General features: G+C 42.8%; 15 protein-coding genes. 14 read left to right on the forward strand and 1 reads right to left on the reverse strand.

The window, feature by feature from the left end; all coding sequences use genetic code 11:
* The 5 genes from MAHAU_RS05890 (at window position 1) to MAHAU_RS05910 (ending at window position 6,602) form a co-directional block, all read left to right on the forward strand.
* Window positions 1-1,764 carry a sensor histidine kinase gene (locus MAHAU_RS05890; RefSeq protein WP_013780810.1) on the forward strand — a complete coding sequence of 588 codons (1,764 nt, stop codon included), beginning with the start codon at window positions 1-3 and terminating at the stop codon, window positions 1,762-1,764.
* 1 nt (window position 1,765) lies between these two features.
* Entirely contained in the window at window positions 1,766-3,355 is a 1,590-nt protein-coding gene (locus MAHAU_RS05895; protein WP_013780811.1) for a response regulator, read from the forward strand.
* A 112-nt stretch (window positions 3,356-3,467) separates the two neighbouring features.
* Complete coding sequence (locus MAHAU_RS05900; protein WP_013780812.1) at window positions 3,468-4,784, forward strand: ABC transporter substrate-binding protein; 1,317 nt, start codon at window positions 3,468-3,470, stop codon at window positions 4,782-4,784.
* Window positions 4,785-4,852: 68 nt separating this feature from the next.
* Entirely contained in the window at window positions 4,853-5,755 is a 903-nt protein-coding gene (locus MAHAU_RS05905; protein WP_013780813.1) for a carbohydrate ABC transporter permease, read from the forward strand.
* A gap of 16 nt (window positions 5,756-5,771) precedes the next feature.
* Window positions 5,772-6,602 (forward strand): carbohydrate ABC transporter permease, encoded by an 831-nt coding sequence (locus MAHAU_RS05910; protein ID WP_013780814.1) that lies wholly within the window; start codon window positions 5,772-5,774, stop codon window positions 6,600-6,602.
* Between the two features lie 52 nt (window positions 6,603-6,654).
* On the opposite strand, the gene rhaI is transcribed toward MAHAU_RS05910, so the two are convergent.
* Window positions 6,655-7,869: an L-rhamnose isomerase gene (gene rhaI, locus MAHAU_RS05915; protein ID WP_013780815.1), complete on the reverse strand. Its 1,215-nt coding sequence runs from the start codon at window positions 7,867-7,869 to the stop codon at window positions 6,655-6,657.
* A 187-nt stretch (window positions 7,870-8,056) separates the two neighbouring features.
* Here rhaI and MAHAU_RS05920 point away from each other — a divergent pair, with 187 nt between their 5' ends.
* The 9 genes from MAHAU_RS05920 to MAHAU_RS14980 all read left to right on the forward strand — a co-directional run bounded on the left by MAHAU_RS05920 (window position 8,057) and on the right by MAHAU_RS14980 (window position 23,478).
* Window positions 8,057-10,732 (forward strand): glycoside hydrolase family 78 protein, encoded by a 2,676-nt coding sequence (locus MAHAU_RS05920; protein WP_013780816.1) that lies wholly within the window; start codon window positions 8,057-8,059, stop codon window positions 10,730-10,732.
* Window positions 10,733-10,977: 245 nt separating this feature from the next.
* Window positions 10,978-11,853: a sugar phosphate isomerase/epimerase family protein gene (locus MAHAU_RS05925; RefSeq protein ID WP_013780817.1), complete on the forward strand. Its 876-nt coding sequence runs from the start codon at window positions 10,978-10,980 to the stop codon at window positions 11,851-11,853.
* 79 nt (window positions 11,854-11,932) lie between these two features.
* A complete protein-coding gene (locus tag MAHAU_RS05930; protein WP_148258391.1) occupies window positions 11,933-12,589 on the forward strand; it encodes a hypothetical protein in 657 nt (218 codons plus the stop codon).
* Between the two features lie 14 nt (window positions 12,590-12,603).
* Window positions 12,604-14,694, forward strand: coding sequence for a DUF6259 domain-containing protein (locus MAHAU_RS05935; protein ID WP_013780818.1), 2,091 nt, complete (start codon window positions 12,604-12,606; stop codon window positions 14,692-14,694).
* Between the two features lie 31 nt (window positions 14,695-14,725).
* A complete protein-coding gene (locus MAHAU_RS05940; protein ID WP_013780819.1) occupies window positions 14,726-15,778 on the forward strand; it encodes a LacI family DNA-binding transcriptional regulator in 1,053 nt (350 codons plus the stop codon).
* A 128-nt stretch (window positions 15,779-15,906) separates the two neighbouring features.
* On the forward strand, window positions 15,907-18,225 hold the full coding sequence (locus MAHAU_RS05945) for an alpha-L-rhamnosidase-related protein (RefSeq protein WP_013780820.1): 2,319 nt from the start codon (window positions 15,907-15,909) through the stop codon (window positions 18,223-18,225).
* A 17-nt stretch (window positions 18,226-18,242) separates the two neighbouring features.
* The gene (locus MAHAU_RS05950; protein WP_013780821.1) at window positions 18,243-19,382 is read left to right on the forward strand and encodes a glycoside hydrolase family 78 protein; all 1,140 of its coding nucleotides are present in this window, start codon (window positions 18,243-18,245) and stop codon (window positions 19,380-19,382) included.
* Window positions 19,383-19,480: 98 nt separating this feature from the next.
* Window positions 19,481-21,376 carry an ADP-ribosylglycohydrolase family protein gene (locus MAHAU_RS14975; protein ID WP_083809849.1) on the forward strand — a complete coding sequence of 632 codons (1,896 nt, stop codon included), beginning with the start codon at window positions 19,481-19,483 and terminating at the stop codon, window positions 21,374-21,376.
* Window positions 21,377-21,453: 77 nt separating this feature from the next.
* Entirely contained in the window at window positions 21,454-23,478 is a 2,025-nt protein-coding gene (locus tag MAHAU_RS14980) for an ABC transporter substrate-binding protein (protein ID WP_013780823.1), read from the forward strand.
* Window positions 23,479-23,586: the final 108 nt, after the last annotated feature.

Consider the following 23,586-nt stretch of genomic DNA (forward strand, 5'->3'; position numbering starts at 1 on the left):
ATGCTGATAAAGCGGCTAAATGATATGCCCCTTAGAGATAAGCTGATGGTGTCTTATTTTATAATATTGGCATTGGCCCTGTCAATATTTGGAGCTTTTGCTTTTGAAAGAGCATCCGCTGTTATAAAGCAGCAAGTACAGGCTTCCACTCAACAAACTGTTATTCAAGCGAAGAATAATTTGCAGTCTTATATGCGGGACGTGGAAAATGTTTTGATGAAAATCCATGTTGATTCAACTGTACAAAATGTATTGGGTAAGCCTCAGCCGAATAATGGTTTTCAGCTAAACAGAGATATCAAAAACTTGGAAAGTGCTATATTAGGAGCCGATATTTTCAGGAAAAAAACATCTTCTATTCAATTGTTTGCGTTTAATAAGGCTGACTATCCTTCTATAAATTTAGGTGATTCTATATTTTCCAGCAATGATGTAGAGCAGGAGGATTGGTTTAGACGTACGGTTGAAATGGGCGGAAAGATATATTGGTATATAAATGGGAGGCAGATATGCTCGGCGCGCCTTATAATAGACGTTAGCGATCCTCGACGCGTATTAGGAGTAGTAAATGCCAGTGTAGATATAACACAATTTCTTGGAGGAGTGGATAGGATAAGAATTGGTAAAACAGGCAAGGTATTCCTTGTAAACGATGATAGAATAATAGCCGGTACAGAAAGCGAATTGACGCGTATGCTAAGCAATGAACCGGGCTTTTTTTCTACGATATATGAAAATAAGCAAGGCAGTGTGTTCAAAGGATTAAACAAAAATGAATATTTAATAATATATGATGAACTGATCGGCCCAAAATTAAAAGTGGTAGGCACCGTACCTACTTCAGAACTTGTGGAAAATATAGGAATAATACGCAATGCTTTATTTTTAATAGCAGCTATAAGCCTTATTATCGCTTTTTTATCATCTATATTTATTTCGTATAAAATATCGGCGCCTATATATGCATTAGCTGATCGTATGAAGAGCTTTGACAGCGATCAATATACCAAGGTTCCCGTATATTCAAATGACGAGATAGGCGAGATCTATAATAGTTTTAACAAAATGCTGGAAAGAATCCAGCAGCTTATAGATGAGGTCAATGAACAAAGCCGCAGAGAGAAAGAGGCTGAAATGAAAGCTTTGCAGGCCCAGATAAATCCGCACTTTTTATATAACACCCTTGATTCTATAAATTGGCTGGCTATAAAAGCTGGGGCTGACGATATAAGCCTTATGGTCAATTCATTGGCCAATTTTCTTCGTTTTAGCCTGAATAAAGGCAGAGAATTTATCAGCATAGCTAATGAACTGGAACAGGTAAGAAGTTACATTATTATTCAAAAGTTCCGGTTTAAAAACAAATTCGATGTGATCTATCATATCCATGAAGAAGTATTATCGTATACCATAATAAAGCTCACACTTCAACCACTAGTAGAAAATGCTATAAACCATGGCTTTGATGGAATAGAGTATAAGGGATTGATTGAAATAAAAGCCTATAAAGATGAAAAGTATATTCATCTTCAAGTTAACGACAATGGCAAAGGCGCTGATATAGACAGCTTAAACAAAATGCTGCTTGAAGGCGGGGGAGAGTCGATGAATGAGATGGGGTATGGTATACGAAATGTCAATGAACGCCTTAAGCTTTATTTTGGAGAGGGCTGCGGTTTGTACTTTGAGGATAGCCAATATGGAGGAATAACAGCAAATATTAAGGTGCGCGCCGTACTATTCGGGCGGATGGAGGAAGGCTGATATGATTGGTCTGCTAATAGTAGATGATGAGGAGACTATAAGACAAGGACTTAGGGATTATATCCCGTGGAATGAGATGGGCATAAATATCCTGGGCACAGCAGAAGATGGTATAAACGCTTTAGAGAAAATAAAGGAACTAAAACCAGATATTGTAATGGCGGATATAAGGATGCCGCGTATGGACGGTTTGCAGCTAGCCCAACGGCTTAAAAATATAGCTCCGGAAATAAAGATGATATTTCTTACTGGCTATGATGATTTTTCCTATGCTAAACAAGCTGTAACCTTGAACGTAGAAGATTATATATTAAAGCCGGTTTCTCGCAACGACCTTATAGAATGTATACAAAGGGTCAAAAATAAGTTGCTCGATGAAGAAAAAGAGCGCGAGGAAAGAACGGCGTTGAGGAAACATATTGCGGAGAGCTTGCCTTTTCTAAAAGCATGGTTTTTTAGCGCTGTTGAACAGAAAGATGATATATGGCAAAGATTATCAGCCATAAATATAGATCTTGAAGAAGAGGCATTCATAGCCATGGTTGTAACCATAGACGATGTAAATATCCAAGATGCGGATGGCGACTATTATGCCTTGTTTAAATTGTATAATAGTATAAAACTCATACTCGATGAAACAGAGAATACGAAATCAGTGGCATTTTTCGAGGATCGTACTTTTACGATTATATTGAGTTTCCCTTGTAATATTACTCAGAATATTATGGGCGATATTGTACTCAATATAGCATATAAGATAAAAGACTTACTGGATTATGCCCTCGATGGCTCATATACTATAGGGGTAGGACAGTTGGTAAATGATATAAAATATATTGAAAGTAGTTATAAAGGTGCTCTGGAAGCCTGTGAACATAGATTCTATATGGGGGAAAAACAGATCATATATATAAGCGATGTAGAGCCTGCGATAAAAGAACAGCGGCATAAAATGCCTGAAGGTGAAGAATTTATGACTATTGTTAAGGTGGGCGATGAACAAAGGGCCAAAGCTTTTTTAAGAGATATGTTTGAAGATATGAGAGACCGACGCGAGGATATCGATATTGTAAAAAGAGCATGCCTGGAGCTTATTGTATATACGTCCAGGGCTATGTATGAGATAGGTGAACGTCCGGAAGTGCTCTTTAGCAAAACCGATCCATGGTATGAGATAAATAGGCGTTTTACAATAGATCAGCTATATGATTTTATGGCTGGTGTGATAGATGTTGTAATGGGACATTTATCCATACAAAGGAAATCCAGAAATCAAAAAATAGTAGACGAGGTAAAGAGTATAATAGCTACAGAATATGCCAAGGATATCTCGTTGGAAACAGTGGCGGGAAAGGTATATATATCACCGTGTTATTTAAGCTCTATTTTCAGTCAGGAGGCTGGGATAACATTTAAAGAATACCTTATAGAGGTGCGTATAGATAAGGCTAAAGAATTATTGAAAGAGCCATCTGTTAAAATATACGAAGTCGCGGAAAGCGTGGGCTATAACGATTCGCATTATTTTAGCCAGTTATTCAAAAAATATACAGGACTTACACCTGCTCAATATCGTGATTCTCAAATATAAAAAGAAAACAAACCAAATAAAAAGTTTACCATATTTATCATTTCTCCCTTTTGACTTAGTATATAAGTGTAACAATTTCATTGTTAAATAAATCAAAAGGGAGGCTTTTTCTATGAACAAAAGGTTATTGGCTTTAGTATTGGCTGCCGTAATGTTGGTATTTGTGCTTTCAGCGTGTGGCGGTTCGCAAACATCGGATAATGGAACAGGTGATAATGCCGCTGAAACACAGCCGGGCTCTGAAGGAACGGATAATTCAGCATCAGAGGAAGCAATTACTGTTACTTATGCTCGCGGCAAGGATACAACGACGGCTAATCAAAAGATGTTAGAAGCATTTGAAGCAAAATATCCAAACATAAAGATTAATTATCAAGAAATGCCGCCGCAAAGCGATCAGCAGCATAACGCATTTGTAACGGCCTTGAGTGCAGGTGATGATAGTGTGGATGTATATCGATTGGATATTATATGGCCAGCGGAATTTGCCGCAGCCGGATGGGTAGAGCCATTGGATGATTATTTCACGGAAGAGGAAAGGGCAAAATTCCTGCAAGGACCGATACAAGGGTGTACTTACAATGGCAGCATATATGCTGTGCCTCTTTACACTGATGCAGGCGTTCTATATTATCGTAAAGACCTAGTATCCACGCCTCCTGAAACATGGGATGAGCTTTACAATATAGGCAAACAACTCATGGATGAAGGCAAAGTCGATTATGGCTTTGTATTCCAAGCAAATCAATATGAGGGCCTTGTTTGCAATGTGTTGGAGTATATACACAGCAATGGCGGCAAGGTATTAGATGGTTCAAATGTGGTGTTAAACAGCGAAAATAGCATAGAGGCATTAAATATATTTAAGAAGATGCTGGATATCGCGCCCGAGGGAGTTACTACCTACATCGAGAATGATGGCGGAGCGATGTTCCAGGAGGGTAAAGCGGCTTTTATGAGAAATTGGCCTAACTGGTGGTCCAATTTAAACAAGGATGAATCTGCCGTCAAAGACAAAGTAGGTATAGCGCCTATCCCGAAAGGACCTAAAGGCGATGCTACGGGTAAGGCCACCCTTGGAGGATGGAATCTTTCTATAAATAAAAATTCAAAAAACAAAGATGCAGCATGGAAATTTATAGAATTTATGACCGGTGAAGAGGGGCAAAAAATACAATCGGTGGAAGGCGGTTACCTGCCTACACGGCAAAGCTTGTATAAAGATCCGGATGTTATAAAGGCCAATCCTCATTTTGAAAGCATGTATGACGTGCTGGTCAATGCTCTGCCGAGGCCGGTATCGCCCTTCTATCCCAAGATATCTGAGTCAATTCAGATAAATACTCATAAGTTCCTTATGGGAGAAATCGATGCAAAGACGGCTGTAGAAAATATGGCTAAAGAAATCCAAGATACCATGGCGCAATAAATAGGAGTTTAACTGGCAATCGGCCGAGTAATCGGCCGATTGCATTATAATTAAAGGAGGTTTACATTATGCAAAGACATCGTGGAATAAGAAGCACCGGTATACCGGAAGATGTTTTGGGCTATTTAATGGTAGCGCCGGCCCTTTTATGTATATTGATGATAGCGATATATCCGGTCTTCAGAACATTTTCGTTAAGCATGACCAATATGAAGATGCAGTTTCCCGATATGGCTAAATATATAGGATTGAATAACTATGCAAAGCTATTGCAGGATAGCAGATTCTGGAGCGCTACGTATAATACATTGTTCTTTACCGTCGTGTCAGTAGCGATGGAATTGGTTATAGGATTCGCAATGGCTTTGATTATGAATATGCCGTTTAAGGGAAGAGGGCTCGTGCGTGCAGCCGTATTGGTGCCTTGGGCTATACCTACAACAGTATCGGCCACTATGTGGAAATTTATGTATCATGACCAGTTTGGCGTTATAAATGATATATTATTAAGGATGGGGTTTATAGATCAATATAGATCGTGGCTTGGCAGCACATCGTCGGCTCTTTGGTGCGCTATAATAGCCGATGTATGGAAAACAGCACCATTTATGGGGCTTCTTTTATTGGCCGGTCTTCAAACCATACCAGGGGAATTATATGAAGCGGCCACCGTTGACGGTGCAACCCGGATAAAACAATTTTTTAGCGTAACTCTGCCGCTTATTATGCCAACTATGCTTGTAGCGCTTATATTCCGTACTTTAGATGCTTTCCGTGTATTCGACCTTATATTTGTATTGACCGGGGGAGGACCTGGTAATAGCACTGAGACGCTTTCAATGTATGCCTATACCACTCTGTTCAGAAATCTGGACTTTGGCCTTGGGTCCGCTATAGCGGTGCTGATATTCATATTTGTGTTCTTAATAAGTCTGGTGTATATCAACCTTTTGAGCAGGCAAAATGACTGAGAGGAGGGTAAGAAGCATGCATAAAAGCAAATTGTCTAATATAGTTTTTTATATATGTGTGGCAATATTTATGGTCATAATAGTGTTTCCATTTTACTGGCAAATAATAACGTCATTCAAACCACCCGAACAATTGTGGGATATACCGCCCGGATGGTGGCCGTCAAGGTTTTATTTAGGTTCATATATAGCAGCTTTTACTCAGCGACCGTTTTTGACTTATTTGAAAAACAGCGCTATAGTAGCGACATCTACTACAGCATTTGCGGTGTTTGTTACTTCTTTTGCCGGATATGCACTGGCAAGGCTGCATTTTAAAGGCAAAAATGCTATATTGGCTCTTGCATTATCGGTTTCTATGTTTCCAGGCATAGCCATAGTAAGTCCGCTGTTTTTGATGATGAAACAATGGAACCTCCTGAATTCGTATGTGGGCCTTATTTTAACATATACTACGATAACTATACCGCTTTCGATGTGGAACCTCACTACGTTTTTCAGGACAATACCTGCTGATATGGAAGAAGCAGCAAAAGTGGACGGAGCCTCGCCGTTCTATACCTTTATAAGAATAATATTGCCGTTGGCTGCGCCAGGCATATTTACAACGGCTATATTAGTGTTCATAGCAGCGTGGAATGAATTCTTATTTGCATTGACATTCAATACTAAAGATGCTTTGAGAACGGTACCTGTCGGTATAGCGATGTTCCCAGGAGAGTACACTTTACCATGGGGTGACATATCAGCCGCATCCGTAGTGGTGGTGCTGCCGCTTATCATTATGGTGCTTTTATTCCAGCAGCGGATAGTGTCCGGCCTTACTGCAGGTGCGGTGAAGGGCTAAAATATAAAGGGAGCGGCATGAGTTAATGGCTTATGCCGCTCTTATTACATCATCATTCCCAACCTTTGCCGCCTATGCCACGGGATAATATTTTTTCGCCATAACCGCTTTTTATATATGTTGCCATAGGATCCGGTTGAAGCCCCATTTCTTCCCTTACAGCTTCCAAAAGGGGTTGTACATCGGTTTCAAAAGCCTCTCTTACGATAGCCTCGGCTGCCATGACGTCATCGGCTTCTTGTGCTTGTTTAAGTTCATTGCGGTTTACGAGCAACGCCTTTGCATATGCGGTCTGTATATTTAGCACTGAGCGTATCATAGCAGGTATCTTGGGCTCTATGCAGTGGCTCTGGTCGATCATATATGCTATGTTTGCAGCCGTTTGAGCCGTACTTTCATCTAAACTGGCCGTTATAAGCTCATTGAATATCAGAAATAGCTCATAAGGATTTATGGAACCGACTATGAGGTCGTCGTCTGCATACTTGCGGTTATTGAAGTGGAAGCCGCCTATTTTACCTTCGTCTAACAAAAATGCTACTATGTGCTCGACATTGGTGCCCTGTAAGTGATGACCAAGATCTACCAATACCTGTGCCTTCGGCCCGAGCTTTGATGAAAATGTGTAAGACATACCCCAATCTGCTATATCAGTATGATAAAAAGCAGGTTCGAAGCACTTGTATTCTATCAACAGGCGCATGTTATCGCCGAGGGCATCGTATACCTCTTTAAGACATTGCTCCAGATAATGTTTGCGCATACGAAAATCGCCCTGGCCAGGATAATTTGTACCGTCGGCCAACCATAAGCTGATTATGTTGGAATCTACCTCTTTGGCAATATCTATGCATTCCAGCATATGTTCAGTGGCTTTACGACGTATGTCAGGCTTGACATTGGTTAAACTACCGAATTTATAATCATCATCTTGGAATAAATTCGGATTCACAGCCCCTATTTTTAAGCCCAGTTGAGCGGCATATTCTTTTACCTTGCCATAATCATCGACTTTATCCCATGGTATATGTATAGCTACGGTAGGGCACATGCCGGTATATTTGTTTACTTGAGCTGCATCTTCCAGCTTCTCAAATAAATTTCTCGGTACGCCGACCTGCTTGAATGTCTTAAAACGCGTGCCCGAATCGCCATAACCCCAAGAAGGCGTTTCCACCTTGAAAGACTTAAGGCGTTCCTTTACCCATCCTATGTTTACGCCTTTGTCTTGTTGTTTTTTCTCCCAAAGTTTATATTCATCTGACATTGATTTTTCTCCTCTCCATCTGATATTACCATTAGCAGTATTATAACAAATCTATAAACATTGAGCAACAAAAATAGTCAAAAAATTTTTTGAATTAAAAAAGGATTCTTTTGATTTATGTCGTATATATACTGTATAAACAAAAAATTATAGATAACTTTTGCTGAAGAAAAGGGGAAATGAGTGTATGATGAAGAATGCCAGTCCATATGCACCTGTTGAGTTAAGATGCGAGTATTTGGTCGATTTTTTAGGGATAGACAATCCCAAGCCAAGATTCTCTTGGTTGCTCGACCATGATGAGAAAGGCCAATACCAGACAGCATATCAGATTGTAGTGGCCGATAACACGCAAAGCGTGGGAAACGATGAAGGCAACGTATGGGATAGTGGACGCGTGGAGTCGGATAACTCTGCAGGTATGGTTTATCAAGGGCAGCAGCTTAAGCCATGCACGCGATATTTTTGGAAAGTGCGTTGGTGGGATAAAAATGGGCAAATTAGTCCGTACAGCCGTGTAGCTGTTTTTGAAACCGGCCTTATGGCTGATGACAATTGGCAGGCTAAATGGATAGGCGATAAGAGCCGCCAGGAAGTCGTTGTACCAGGTGGCGACGGATTGAATCAAGGCAAAGGCTTTACGCTATATATGGGAAGCCTGTTCAGGAAAGAGTTTGTTCTGAGCAAAAAACCGGTTCGGGCCAGAGCGTATGTATCCGGTATAGGATATTATGAAATGCGCATAAACGGCAAAAAAGTGGGTGACAGGGTACTTGAACCCGGTCAGACCGACTATAAGAAAACGGTGCTTTATTCTACATACGATATAATGCCATATCTTAATAATGATGCAAACGCTGTAGGCATTATGCTAGGCAACGGACGCTATGTTAAGGATTACGGTTATGATTTCCCGAGGCTTATAGCGCAGCTGCTTATAGAGTATGAAGATGGAAGCAGCGATGTAATAGTCACTGATCAAACATGGAGGACACATGCTGCGCCTATCCGCGAAAATGGCATATACTACGGCGAGACATACGATGCACGCATGGAGGTCAAAGGATGGGATGAGCCCGGCCTAAACGATGAAGGTTGGGAGGCTGCTGAAATAGTATCGGCTCCCGGGGGCAAGCTAATATCTCAGGCCATGCCGCCTATAAAGGTGACCAAATCCTTCCCGGCCGTTAGGCTTACCAATCCTATGCCCGGTGTATATATTTATGATTTCGGCCAAAACTTTACCGGTTGGGTTAGGCTGCAAGTCCAAGGCTCGGCCGGTACGACGGTTAAACTCAGGTTCTCGGAGCTGCTGTATGATGATGGCACGCTTAATGTCAACGTTAACCGAAACGCACAAGCTACCGATACCTATACATTAAAAGGTGAGGGAATAGAGGTTTACGAACCACGCTTTACTTACCACGGTTTCAGATATGTTGAAATGACAGGCTTTCCTGGTACACCGTCTTTGGACACGCTGGAGGGCAGGTTCTTGCATACAGCGGTAGAGCCCACGGGCGGCTTTGAGTGTTCCAACCAACTGTTGAATAATATACACCGCAATATAATTTATGGTCAACTCAGCAACCTCATGAGCGTACCCACCGATTGCCCGCAGCGTGACGAACGCATGGGATGGATGGGAGACGCGCAACTGGTGGCTGAGGAAGCAGGCTATAACTTCGACATGGCGGCTTTTTGGGGAAAATATCTGGACGATATAAAAGATTGCCAAAAAGAAGATGGCAGCGTTTCCGATGTGGTACCAGCATATTGGCCTATCTATCCGGCCGATCCGGCATGGGGTACAGCTTATATCTCCATAGCATGGGAGTTATATAGATTTTACGGCGATGTAACTGTGTTGGAGCGCCATTATGACAGCATGAAACGATGGGTGGATTTCCTCACCGCTCATACCGATGAAAGCGGATTGGTTAATTATTACCATTACGGCGAATGGTGTGCTCCGGGCAGCATACCACCAAAGAACATGCCTTGGGAGATAACGTCGGCCTTCTTCTATTATCACGATGCTTTGATGCTATCTCAGATAGCCAGGCTTCTCGGTAAAGATGAAGATGCCGAATCGTATAGGCAGCTATCAGGCAATATAAAGGACGCTTTTAATAATAAGTTCTTAAACGCCGAACACGGCTGCTACTCGTTCTCCAGTCAAACATGCAATGTGCTGGGCCTACAATTTGACATAGTACCCGAGGATAAAGAGAAGACGGTCGTAGACGTGTTGCTTAGGCAAGTGATAGAATCCTGGGATTATCATTTCGATACGGGCATAATAGGTACTAAATATATCCTGGATACGCTTGCAAAATATGGCTATAAGGATGTAGCCTATAAGATGATGACGCAGGAGGATTACCCCAGCTTTGGCTATATGATAAGAGAAGGCGCCACTACGGTATGGGAGCGATGGGAAAAGCTCACCAACAGGGGTATGAACTCGCATAATCATATAATGTTCGGCACGGTAGATGCTTGGTTTTATAAGGATCTAGCCGGTATAATACCAGAGCAACCGGGATTTAAGCGTGTGACTGTAAAACCGGTGGTGCCAAGTGGCCTGGACCATGCTTCGGCCAGTGTTAAAACTGTGCGCGGTATGGTCGGCTCACAGTGGAAACGTAACCAAGACTCGTTCCATCTCGAGGTTACCATACCTGTCAATGTTACAGCGCGGGTTATGGTACCTAAATTGGACTTTGACGATGTAATGGTAAAAGAAAATGATGTGAGCGTTGATAGCCAAAATCTTAGCACCTGTTGCGATAATGAGGAAGAGTATTTTGTATTCGATGTAGGTTCGGGCGTATATACCTTCGAAGTAGAGAGAGCATAAGATACAGGAATGACGAGTGGAGGCGGCTTACAATTGCCTCCACTTAATTTTTTGTTTTCCATATAGAAATTTTTTATAGAAAAGCGGATTTTTTAAACGAGTAGCGAATATACAATATGCAGAGAAACGTTTCTTTAAAAATAATGTTAATTTGTTCATATATACACAATAAAGCGCCTATAAAATGGTTAATACTTGCTATATAGCGAAACGTTTTTCAAGATAAGAATTGGAGGAATTGGTCAATGCCTAGGGAAATACCTATTTGCGTTAACAACTGGATATTTGGAAACGCTCCTTTGAGAGAGGTGGTGGAGAGGGCCACGAAAATGGGTTTCGATGGCATAGAACTGGTAGGAGAACCAGCGATATATAAACCTGCGGAGATTAACGGTTTAGTCGGAGCTTATGGCCTCAACGTATGTTCAATATGTGGAATGTACCCAGGCCCGGAAGAGGGCGATTTACGAGCCTTATGCCATCCCGACAGAATTGAAAGGGAGAAGGCCATAGATTATGTGAAAGCCTGCGTAGACCTGGCTAAAAAGATAAACGCCCGCAGTGTGCTGGTAGCACCCAGTCTGGTAGGACAGCCTGGGCTATTTGTCAGCAAAGCCGATGATATACAACGGGCTGTCGAATCTATACATAAGGCTGCTCAATACGCCGAGGACCAAGGCATAATGCTTACGATAGAGCCGATAAACCGTTATGAAGTCGGCTTGGTAAATAGTCTTGACGATACCGTAGCCATGGCTAAAGCTATAGGCAGCGATTTTGTAAGGATTATGGGCGATACATTCCATATGCAGATAGAGGAAGGCGATGGTATACCAAATGCCCTAAGACGAGCCGGTAGCTATTGGGTGCAGCATATACACGTGGCTGATAATACTCGAGAGGCACCGGGTATGGGTACCATGCCATGGCGTGAAATCATACGAGCATTACACGATATAGACTATGAAGGTGTCATATCCATGGAACCATTGCCCAAAGGTAAAGCGCCTTATGACGCGAGAAACGGCAATATACCTGCTGACAAGCTCGATATGGATCTCAAGTTCGGATTGGAGTTTTTAAAACGGGAACAGGATACGGTTATGAGGTATAAACCATGATATCATGGGAAACTTTTTGCTATTTCAGCGATAGGTTGTTCTATTATATACAGAAGCATGCAAGGGGGTAATGATAACATTGAGTAATTATGATGTTATTAAAGAAACGTTTGAGAAAGTTCAAGGGATCTTTAAGGCTGATACCGGCTGGTATACACCTCCGGGCGTACTTCATGCTCCAGGGTCGTATCTGACTTATGAGCCTCAGTGGAACAGCGATGTCAATGCTGTTTTTGAGAATATAACGGCAGGCGAGATATATCCTTATGAATTTTTGGTGGAAAATTGTCCTGAAGATAAAAAACACGATATGGAATATATCTTAAGCCTTATGGATTGGCAAAAGAATATTGATCCTCATTATAAGAAACATTATTTCCGCCCGCCTATCAAATGTCTTATTCAGGATGATGGTTATAATGAGAAGTGGATCGTGTATGCCAATGATTATATAGCAGCGAAGGAATTAACCGTTATGCCAGGCCGAACAGCTATAGTAAAAGATGATGCGGCCTACGGTTGTATCATCATGCAGGGCCATGGCTGCTTTGGCGTATACGACTGCGAGACGGCTATAATGCTTCGTTACGGGCAGTTGAGTGCTGATGAATATTTTGTAAGTGAGGCTGCTGCTCAAGAAGGTGTAAGAATAACTAATAAGAGCAAATGGGAGCCCATGGTTATGTTAAAACATTTCGGCCCAAATAATCCTGATGTACCAAAAACTGTACTATAGAAAGGAAAATATTTATGAATACGATAGTTTTAAAGAACGATAACTTGTACTTGGAATTTGAAGCGTCCAATGGAGCGTTGATCGGGCTGACTGCTGTAAATACTGGCTGGAAGATGCTAGACCGATCTCAGTTGGGGCTTTCATTCCGGTTGCTGATACCGCTGCCGGGCAGAAGGAACAATCCTGTGTATGGGGAGAAACAGAAAGTGTCCGATATACATGTAAGCCCCGACAATAGCAGTGCTGTTTTTGTTTGGAATGGCGTTGCTTCAGAGTATGGCGGCAGGCATGATATAAAGCTGACGATGGAAGTTAAGCTAAATGCCGAACAAGTAATATATGCAGTGCATATTGATAACAACTCGGAATATACAGTGGAGAACGTGTATTGCCCATACTTGGGTGACATACAGCATCCACCGGCCGATAAACAGTTCGAAGCGTTTATCTATAATTATGGTAGCGCTCAGCAATGGGCATTGTGGCCCATATACCAGAATACACGCGGCTATTACGGTGTGGATTATCCTATGCAGTTTGGGCCACCATCAGCCTGCGGTGCACCTACTGCGCCTTTCTGCCTATTGCATGGAGCTACTCAAGGTTTATATGTGGGTGTCTACGAGCCTAGTGCTGAATTGGTGGCATGGCATACCGAGCTTAGGCCGGGCTATGGTAGTTCCATAGATAGCCGTGTACCCGAGGAGTTTAACATCAGCGGCAAAGATGTGGCTACTCGCTTTGCCGCAGTACATGTACCCTATATACAACCAGGAGAATCACGCGATTTAACGCCCATTATGCTGCAGACCTTTGAAGGTGGATGGCAGAAGGGTGTGGATATATACAAGCAATGGCGCAATAGCTGGATGAAGACCTCAGAAGTCCCAACATGGGCTATGGAACCTCATGCCTGGCAACAAATTCACATCAATTCGTCCGAAGATGAACTACGCATCCCATTCCGCGATTTGGTGAAGATCGGCGAGGATTGTGCGAGGAACAAAGTTAAAGCTATTCAGTTGGTAGGCTGGAATGATGGCGGGCAGGACCAGGGCAATCCATCTCATGATCCTGATCCGCGTTTGGGTACCTTTGAGGAACTCAGAGAAGCTATAGCCAAGATACAATCTATGGGAGTTAAAGTAGTATTATTTTCGAAGTTTACATGGGCCGACAGAGCTACCGAACGATTCAGGAAGGACTTGATAAAGCTTGCCGTAAAAGACCCTTATGGTGATTATTATATGCATCAAGGTTATCAATATCAAACGGCTACCCAATTGTTAGATATAAACACAAAACGTTTAATACCGATGTGCTTTTTAAGTGAAGAGTATCTGAGAGTGTGCGAAGAAGAATTCAAGAAGGTGTTGGAGCTGGGCGCCGACGGTATACTGTTCGATGAATGTCTGCATCACGGACCGGCTTTGCTATGCTTCGATACCAGCCATGGTCATCGCTATGGTGCGCCGGTTTATGCCAATGACCGTAAGCTTATACAAAACTTTGCTCGTATGGTACAGGATAAGCCGGATTTTCTTTTTGCCGGTGAAGCATGCTACGATTGGGAATTTGAGGCCTATCATCTGTCGTATCATCGCAGCGAAAGCAAATATCACATACCCTTAATGCGTTATATGCTTCCTAATATGCCTATTATGACCGCTGTTACCGGTTTCAATGATCGCAATATGATCAACCAATGCTTGATGTACAGATATATAATAAGCTATGAACCATATAATTTCAAAGGGCGTTTAGGCGATTTTCCAGAAACCGTGGCTTATGGCAGGCAAATGGATGCTCTAAGGACAGAGTTGCGCGATTATTTCTGGGACGGAGAATTCCGACATGAATGCGGTGCAGCTGTATTTACTATGGATGGCCAACCCTATCGTCCATATGCAGTATTTATCAATGCAAAAAGCGGTCGCGCTGGGGTGGTTATAGCAAATTATGATGAATACGATGGCGTGACGGTTAAGGTTGAACTGGATAATGCCGACTCGTTAGAGCGTTATCGGTTGGTTGACGATGATCAGTGGAAGTCTGTCGAAGAGGGTATAAGCATACCGCCGTGCTCGGCAGTGGTGATTATATAAAATATTAAGTATGAGGAGATGAGCGGTACTAGTGGCAACTATAAAAGATGTGGCTAAGTTGGCAGGCGTGTCTATTTCCACCGTATCCAGCGTGATAAACAAGAACAAGAACGTCAGCGATGAATTGAGACAGGGGGTAGAGGCTGCCATTAAAGAATTGGGTTACCAAACCAATCCGGTAGCCCGTAGCCTCAAAAATCGCCGTACCGGTGCTGTAGGGGTTATTATACCTAATATAACCAGCATATTTTTTGCTCAAGTTTTAAAGGGCATGGAAGACAGTGCTTATCGGTTGGGATATAATCTGATATTATGTGATTCTAATCAGGATGTGGACAAAGAAAAACAATATATACGCCTGCTGGAAAATCGCTGGGTAGAAGGTATTATATTGGATTCCAGTGCTGATGCGAGGGAACATGGCGCCTATATAAATCATTTAATCCAGAGGGTAATAAAGGATAAGGGCATACCTATCGTTTCTTTGGAAAGGGGCTTAAAAGATACCGAATTCAGCGCTGTTGTAGTGGATAATGAGCAGGCCGGTTATGAGGCTACGAAACATCTCATAGAACTGGGGCATAAACATATAGCTCATATAGCCGGACACTATAAATTTCCAATGTCTCGTGATCGGCGAAGGGGTTATAAGCGGGCACTAGAGGAAAACGGCATTGTTTTTGATGATGGACTGGTAAAACAAGGCGATTTCTCACCTTTGAGCGGTTACAACGCTATGAAAGAATTGCTTATGGAAGGCAGGGATTTCACAGCGCTTTTCGCCGGCAACGATCAGATGGCTATAGGTGCCATGAAAGCTATAAAGGAATCTGGTTTGAGGATACCGGAAGATATGGCGGTGGTAGGCTTTGACAATATACCGGCAGCATCGTTGGTAGATCCACCCCTTAGCACTATCAATGTGCCTAAGTACCGGATGGGAGCCATAGCTATGGAAATGCTGGCTGAGCATATAAAAAATCCAAATACATCATCGCACATTGAAATATTGCCTAGTAACCTCATAGTTCGATCGTCATCCGATCCACATGCTAACGGTAGCTGGGACCTTTTTGGATGGTAGTCGGTAAATCGTAAAATAAAAGAAGGTTTTTTTCGGTTTTCTGCCGAATATTGCTTATATGATAATGCTATCGTTGTAATCTGGCTCTCAACCCAATAAGGTAGCTTAACAGAAGGAGGAAAACAGCATTGCCCTTTGAAGGAGAAGCTAAATGGATATGGTCAAAAGATGGCTTTTTCACCAATGTAAATACAAAGACCCCGTACAAAACTGCATATTTTAGACGCTCTTTTGATGTACCAGCTCATGGATTGCATTTGACAGTGCATGTTTCGGCCGATAGCAGATATATATTGTATCTTAACGGCCGTTTGGTAGCTAGAGGACCAGCCAAGGGCGACATAGCCCACCAATTTTATGATACCGTGGTATTAGATGGCTGGCTGCAGACCGGCCAAAATGTGCTGTCTGCAGTGGTTGTAAGTTTTGCCGATGCTTGGCCGACTTATGGGGGCTTTGGAGGACCCAATAGCGTTATGTCTGTCACATCGGCCTTTATATTAGATGGTTGTCTTGCGAATGGTGACGGTCGCATAATAGAGGAACTATATACCGACGAAAAATGGAAAGTTATGGATGATATAGCTTATGGACATCATCCTGACGGTACAATCACAGGTATGAGCGAGGATCTGGATGGATGTGTTTATCCGTGGGGTTGGCAGGCTGTGGATTTCGACGACAGGGCATGGCAACGGCCTTTTGTATTATCTCACGGAGTACGACCGGATACAGTAACCGATAATCCTTTGCCATATAGGTTAATACCGCGTATGATACCTATGATGGAGGAAAGCAAAGAATGGTTTTCAGCAATATATCAGAGACAAAGGATAGATTTTGATGACCGAGCATTTTTAACCGGTTTTGACCCGATGGTAATACCTGCGAATACTACAGTTAGCTTTGTACTGGATGCCGGTAGCCTCGCTACTGGTTTCCCGATAGTGGAGTTAGAGAAAGGAGCTGGCGCTACAGTACGCCTTACCTATTCTGAAGCATGGTACGAAAATGAGCGCAAGAGTCCATATCACATACCCGACAAAGGCTATATAGAAGGCGTGCATGATACGCTGCACTGTTCTGGGGATACAATCTCTTATGAACCAATGTTGTGGCGTACCTTCAGATACGTAAAAGTTGATATAGCGACAACCGATAAATCGCTTGTGCTTAAGAACATATGCTATCGCTTTATAGCATATCCATTTGAAGAATTAGCATATTTCGAGTCATCAGACCCTAGGCATAAAAAGATATGGGATATGTCGTTGCGTACCATACGCTTGTGCAGCCATGAAACATTTGAGGACTGTCCGTATTATGAACAGATGCAATATGCCAGTGATAGCCAGGTGGTCTCACTGATTGCGGGCTATGTATCTGGTGATTGGAGATTATCTAAACAAGCTATATTGCATTTCAATTGGTCGCGCAATTATGAGGGTATAACTATGAGTCGATACCCGAGCCGTGTGCCGCAGATAATACCGTCGTGGTCACTGTTATGGGTCATAATGGTGAGCGATTATTGGATGCATACCGGGGATGAGGATACTGTTGTGCAATGCCTGGACGGTGTGGCATCGGTGCTGCACTGGTTCGAAAGCTACTTAAACAGAGAATATCTTCTGGAGAAGCTGCCTTATTGGGAGGTAGTGGATTGGGTAAAGGAATGGGATTCGCCCAATGGCTGTCCTCCAGGAGCGCAAGGCGGTGTAACCGCTGTCATCAGCCTTCAATATGCCGCGGCTTTGCTCTCGGCAATTCGTATGATGGAGGCATTTGGCCGCCCACAAGATGCTCAGCAATTCACCGATACATATAACACTATCATAGAATCAGTGCAGCGTACATGTTGGAGCGAGCAGTACGGTTTATTCCGTGATCGGCCGGGCTATGATGAATTCAGCGAGCTGGGTAACGCATGGGCTATACTGGCCGGAGCTGCTTCGGATACCCAAGTTGAGCAGATGGCAAATAAACTGGGACGAGATAAACGCATGGCTAAAGCTACTTTATATGGTAGGTTTTATGTTTTCAGAGCGTTGAGCAAGGCCGGCGCTTATGATGTGGCGGGGCGGTTGTTGGATATTTGGTATGAGATGATGCAATCGGATCTTACCACATGGCCAGAAGAGCCATATCTTGCCCGTAGCTTTTGTCATGCATGGTCAACTGCACCAATATATGAGTTTTTGGCCGAGATATTGGGCGTAAAACCCCTGAAGCCGGGTTTTAAGGAAGTATTGGTTAGCCCGCATGTGTTGGATTTGGACTATGCACGAGGTGAAGTGCCTACCCCTTACGGTGTTGTTCATGTGGAGTGGGAGCGGCAAGATGATATATTACAGTGCTTCATACGACTGCCCAAAGGGGTAAATGGACGGTTTGTGCCGCCCGGCAATATGGAGTCCCATGTAAAATGGGAAGAATACATTAAATAGGAGATGGTATTGCTGCAATGGCTGCAAAAATCATGCCCGTTGATTTAAAGTGTGAATATGCGGTAAATCCGCTTGGAATTGATGTTTCGAGCCCTTGCCTTAGCTGGGTTTTGGAATCGCATGCTCGCAAACAAGCGCAGACCGCGTATCAGATACTGGTCGCCACTAATTTGGAATTGCTTGGCGAAGATATCGGTGACCTGTGGAATAGCGGTAAGATCGCTTCGGATGAATCCATTCATATAGCTTATGAAGGTAAGGCGCTGAAGTCTTATCAGCGCTGTTTCTGGAAAGTGCGCGTATGGGATTCTGATGGGAATTTATCAGAGTGGAGCGAGCCGGTATTTTGGGAGATGGGTATATTATACGCTCATGAATGGGCATCAAAATGGATTGCTGCCGATCTTTCTTTTAGTCAAACTGCGCCTCTTTTCAGGAAGAAGTTTCGATTGGATTATGATGTCAGTAAGGCGCGTGCGTATACATGTGGATTGGGTTATTATGGTTATGAGGAAGCGGTCGCAGCAAGCCTTGCGCGCGATGTATTGGACAAACACTCAGGACATCATTCTACCGGTATCACAGGCTCAAGGCATCTCTATTGGGCCCTTGGATTTTATGGTTATGGAGACATTGTGCAAACTATTCTTCATCAGACAACATACCCCAGTATCGGTCATCTTTTCTCGCTGGGTGCTACTACATTTTGGGAAACATGGGGTGAACATGATATTGACGAGAAATGGGGTCCTCGGTCGCTTAACCACCCTATGCAGGGTGGACTTGATGCTTGGTTTTATCAAGGCATAGCTGGGATTAATTCCATTGCCGAAGAGCCGGGCTTTAAGCATATCGTTTTGCGCCCTCAGCTCATAAGGGATCTTACCTTTGCAAAGGCGGAATATGAGTCTATCCGGGGTAAGATCGTAAGCGAATGGAGAAGAAGAAAGGATATTTTTGAATGGAAAGTAAGTATTCCTGCTAATACGACAGCAACAGTTTATATTCCGACTACAGATTTCGCCCATATAACAGAGAGCGGTATCCCCATAGAGCAGGCGGAAGGTGTTTTATCCCTCGAAACAGAAGATAAATATTCGCTATTGCGCATCGGTTCAGGAACGTATAATTTTGAGGTTTTGCTCGATACAATATGAAATAAGTACATATAATAAAACAAAAATTCGAGCATATTATTGTTGATATTTATATAGTTTGTGATATAATTGATTCATAATCTAAGGAAGAGGTGTATATGATGGGGGCTGTAAAATTAAGCTGGAAGGATTATTATGACAAGGTTTATGCCTGCTGGCTGGGCAAGAACTGCGGCGGGACATTAGGTACCCCGCTGGAGCGCGCTTATGGTCAGGAGGAGATGTTCGATGTGTGGTGGTATCCTCAGCTTCAAGAAGGTGGCATGCCGAACGATGATCTGGAGATACAGCTCATCTGGCTAAAGGCCTTGGAAGAGAGAGGCTTGGGAATAAAGGCTAGGGATTTAGCTGAATACTGGTTGGACTGCGTTCAGTATAATTTTGATGAATATGGCTTACATAAAACAAATCTTCGACAGGGACTGTTACCTCCTGTATCCGGTTTTTATAATAATTGGTTTAAGGATTGCATGGGCTGTCCTATACGCTCCGAAATATGGGCGTGCATAGCACCCGGACGTCCGGATATAGCAGTGCGATATGCTTATGAAGATGCTATAGTGGACCATGCCGGTGGAGAATCGGTATATGGTGAAATGTTCAATGCTGCCGTGGAGGCCGCCGCATTCGTAGTAAACGATCGCGATAAGCTATTGGATATAGGGCTATCGTATATACCGACAAGCTCGCAGACTGCTTTAGCTATACGCAGTGCCATAGAGGCCTATAAATCCGGCATGGATTGGAAAGAAGCCAGAAACTATGTACTACATAAGTGCTACAGTCCTATAGCACAATATTCGCCCGTCAATCTTGGCTTTCAGACCATAGGTTGGCTTTATGGAGAAGATTTTGCCGATGCCATATGCAAGGCCGTAAATTGCGGCTATGATACTGATTGTACCGGAGCCACCCTTGGTTCTATACTAGGTATAATGTACGGTACAAAGATTATACCGCAGGAATGGTCAGCGCCGCTTAGCGATACCATCACCACAAACGCCTCATGGGGTGGCATAATGAACCTTGAAGAGCCGAAAAACCTCGATGAACTGACAAAACGTACCTGCGATATAGGCAAAAAAGTGTTGGCCTATAATAAGACTGAGATTGAAGTTAACGAGAGCATTACCGATCTACAACATGTGGATACTGGAGCGCTTTATGCACCGGATGAAGTAAGAGAGCTGTGGTCGTTATCACCTATGCAGGTGGATTTTGATATTACAACTATTAAAGCATCCATCGATTATATCGATCAGCCTGTGATAAAAGCGGGGGAATCAAAAGGGATAAAGCTTACATTAGAGAATCCGCGGCCTATGGATCTGACGGCTGTCGTAACTATAAATATGCCAAAGGGGTGGGCTTGTGGTCCTGCTTGTACAAAGAGCGTAAATATACCGTCTAGAGGGAAAAGCGAGGCCATATGGCATATAACGGCGGACGATGTAAGGCTTATAGAACAATCCAATCGCGGCAGTATCCACATAGAGATAAACGGAAGGCCACAAGGAGAGGATATACCTGTGGTTTTGTTGGGGTGCAAACGTTGGTTGATATCGCCTGTAGATGCGGCTTTTAATCCGGATGGCGATGATGTAAAACAATGGCAGGTAGTCGATTTTATTGACAATGCTTTGGTTGTAGAGCCGTATTTTAACGGTAAGTCCGGCAGCATATATTTGTGCCATTATGTATACTCTCCTGATGATCGAACAGCACATGTCGGTGTGCCTTCGAACTGTCCTATGGAATTGTGGGCTAACGGTATAAAGGTACATGAAGTGGAACAAAAGCGGATACCCAGGCCTAATTATAGTGGCGATGGAGCCAGCTATGTCGATGTGTCGATTAAGCAAGGCTGGAATCAGTTCATTGTTAAGCTAACGCGGCAGAATGAACCTGTAGATGCTTATTTCACCTTGTCTACAGGTCATCCTTATTATCATGGCATGAGCGATGTGATCGAATGCCGTTTGCCTTGGGAATGAGCTTATACTAATGTTTCTATAATGACAGCAAGTGTAGATGCATAACGGGCTAAAAAACTAAAACAGGGGGATTTTAAATGAAGAAGTTGAGGTTATTCACAGTATGGATATTGGCTTTCGCTCTATTGCTGTCTATGGTATTGGTTGGTTGTGGTACTGCTACGACTGAAGACGAGAAGCAACCCGCCGAGACCGTTGAACAAACGACGGACCAAGGAGGAGAAGAGGCCGAAAATAAGTCCGAGCAAACCCAAGGTACTCCAACCGAGTTTAAGGAAGCGCCTATGTTGGCCAATATGGTTAAGGCAGGGAATTTACCATCGCTGAAAGAACGTTTGCCTAAGAACCCCAAGCTGACAAACGAGATGCCGGCTGATATGCTGGATTATGAAATAGGGCAATATGGTGGGGCACTTAGAACTGTGGCATATTCCCCCGATTGGGATGCCGATGTGTTTATAATGGACAACGAGCCTTTGATCAATACGCCCGGCATACTCGGCGACGAATTCACGCCCAATATTGTAGAAAGCTATGAAGTAAGCAGTGATCAAAAAGAATTCACATTTCACCTTCGCGAAGGATTAAAATGGTCTGATGGACAACCGGTTACTACTGACGATATAAAATTTGCATATGAAGATGTATTATTGAATGAAGAACTCACCCCTGCTTTTCCGGCATGGTTAAGGAGCGGCAATGAACCCAATGGTACTCCGATGAAATTGGATGTGTTGGATCAATATACTTTTAAGATTTCTTTTGATCAACCTTATGGAGGATTTTTAGCACAATTGGCCATAATAGGATGGAGAGGGTATACGGATCTTTTAAAGCCCAAGCATTATCTCCAGAAATTCCATCCCAAATACACATCTAAAGAAGAACTGGATAAGCTCGTAAAAGATGCTGGTTATGAAACGTGGATACAACTTTTCGGTTTCAAGGATATAACCAATTGGGAGTTGACCAGGAAAGAAGCTATAGGTTTTCCAGGACTCTATCCATGGTTGCTCGTTTCGGTGCAAAATCAGGTGTATACGTATGAAAGAAATCCATATTACTTTAAAGTGGATGCCGAGGGCAATCAGTTGCCGTATATAGATAAATTGGTAAGTACTCAGGTACAGGATGCAGAGATGAGTACTATGAAGCAGATAGCTGGTGAGGTTGATTTTGCGCGTGAGACTATGGCTATGACTAAGGTGCCGATGTATAAAGAGAATGAGAAAAACGGCTATAAGACTTATATGGCCAATATGCATGTTATACCAACCGAGGTCTTTCTAAACCAAACATATGATGATCCTATATGGCGCAAGGTCGTACGTGATAAAAGATTCAGGCAGGCTCTTAACTATGCTATAGATCGTAATGAGATAATAGATGCGGTTTATTATGGATTTGCCGAATTACCTACCCTCGTAGCCAGCGAATACGATCCAGAGAAAGCCAACCAATTGCTTGACGAAATGGGTATGAATAAGAAAGATTCAGAAGGTTTCCGTTTGGGACCAGACGGCAAACGTTTTACCATAAATTTTGAAGTGGCTAATCTAGCTCCCGACATTATACCAGCCACACAATTGGTGGTAGAATTTTGGAAGAATGTCGGCATATATAGTACTATGAAGACGATAGATAATACTTTATGGAGCCAGAGAAATGCTGCTAACGAACTTCAAGCATCGGTGATGTGGACATCTGCCTGTTTATGGTATAATGTAGTGGGATTTCCACAAGATTACGCTTTTTCAGGACGCTTGTGGTGGAATTGGTATAGTACAGGTGGTAAGCAAGATAAAGTCGATATAACTGATTCCAGTGGAAAAACAGTAAAAAGTATAACGCCTGAGGAGCCGCCGGAAGAAGTTAAAGCTATATACGATTCTATAGCTAAAATGGGTGTATTGCCGCCAGATGAAGCTAAAGCAGAATATGAAAACTTTAGAAAACTAATGTATAATAGCTTACTGAATCTGACTTTGGTTGAAAATGCTAAACAACCTTTTATAGCCAATGCCAAATTGGGCAATGTATCGGATAAAGGGTATGCTATCGCTGCGAATTACAGCGGTGAACAATTCTTTTATAAGAAATAATTCATGTTTGTATAATGTGGTTCAAGTGTAGCATAACATCCTATATTTGGACCACATTATCGGGAAAATCATTTGCTTCGAGAATGAATAGTGTTTATTTGTGTACAA

Source organism: Mahella australiensis 50-1 BON (assembly GCF_000213255.1).
Lineage (GTDB): Bacteria > Bacillota > Clostridia > Mahellales > Mahellaceae > Mahella > Mahella australiensis.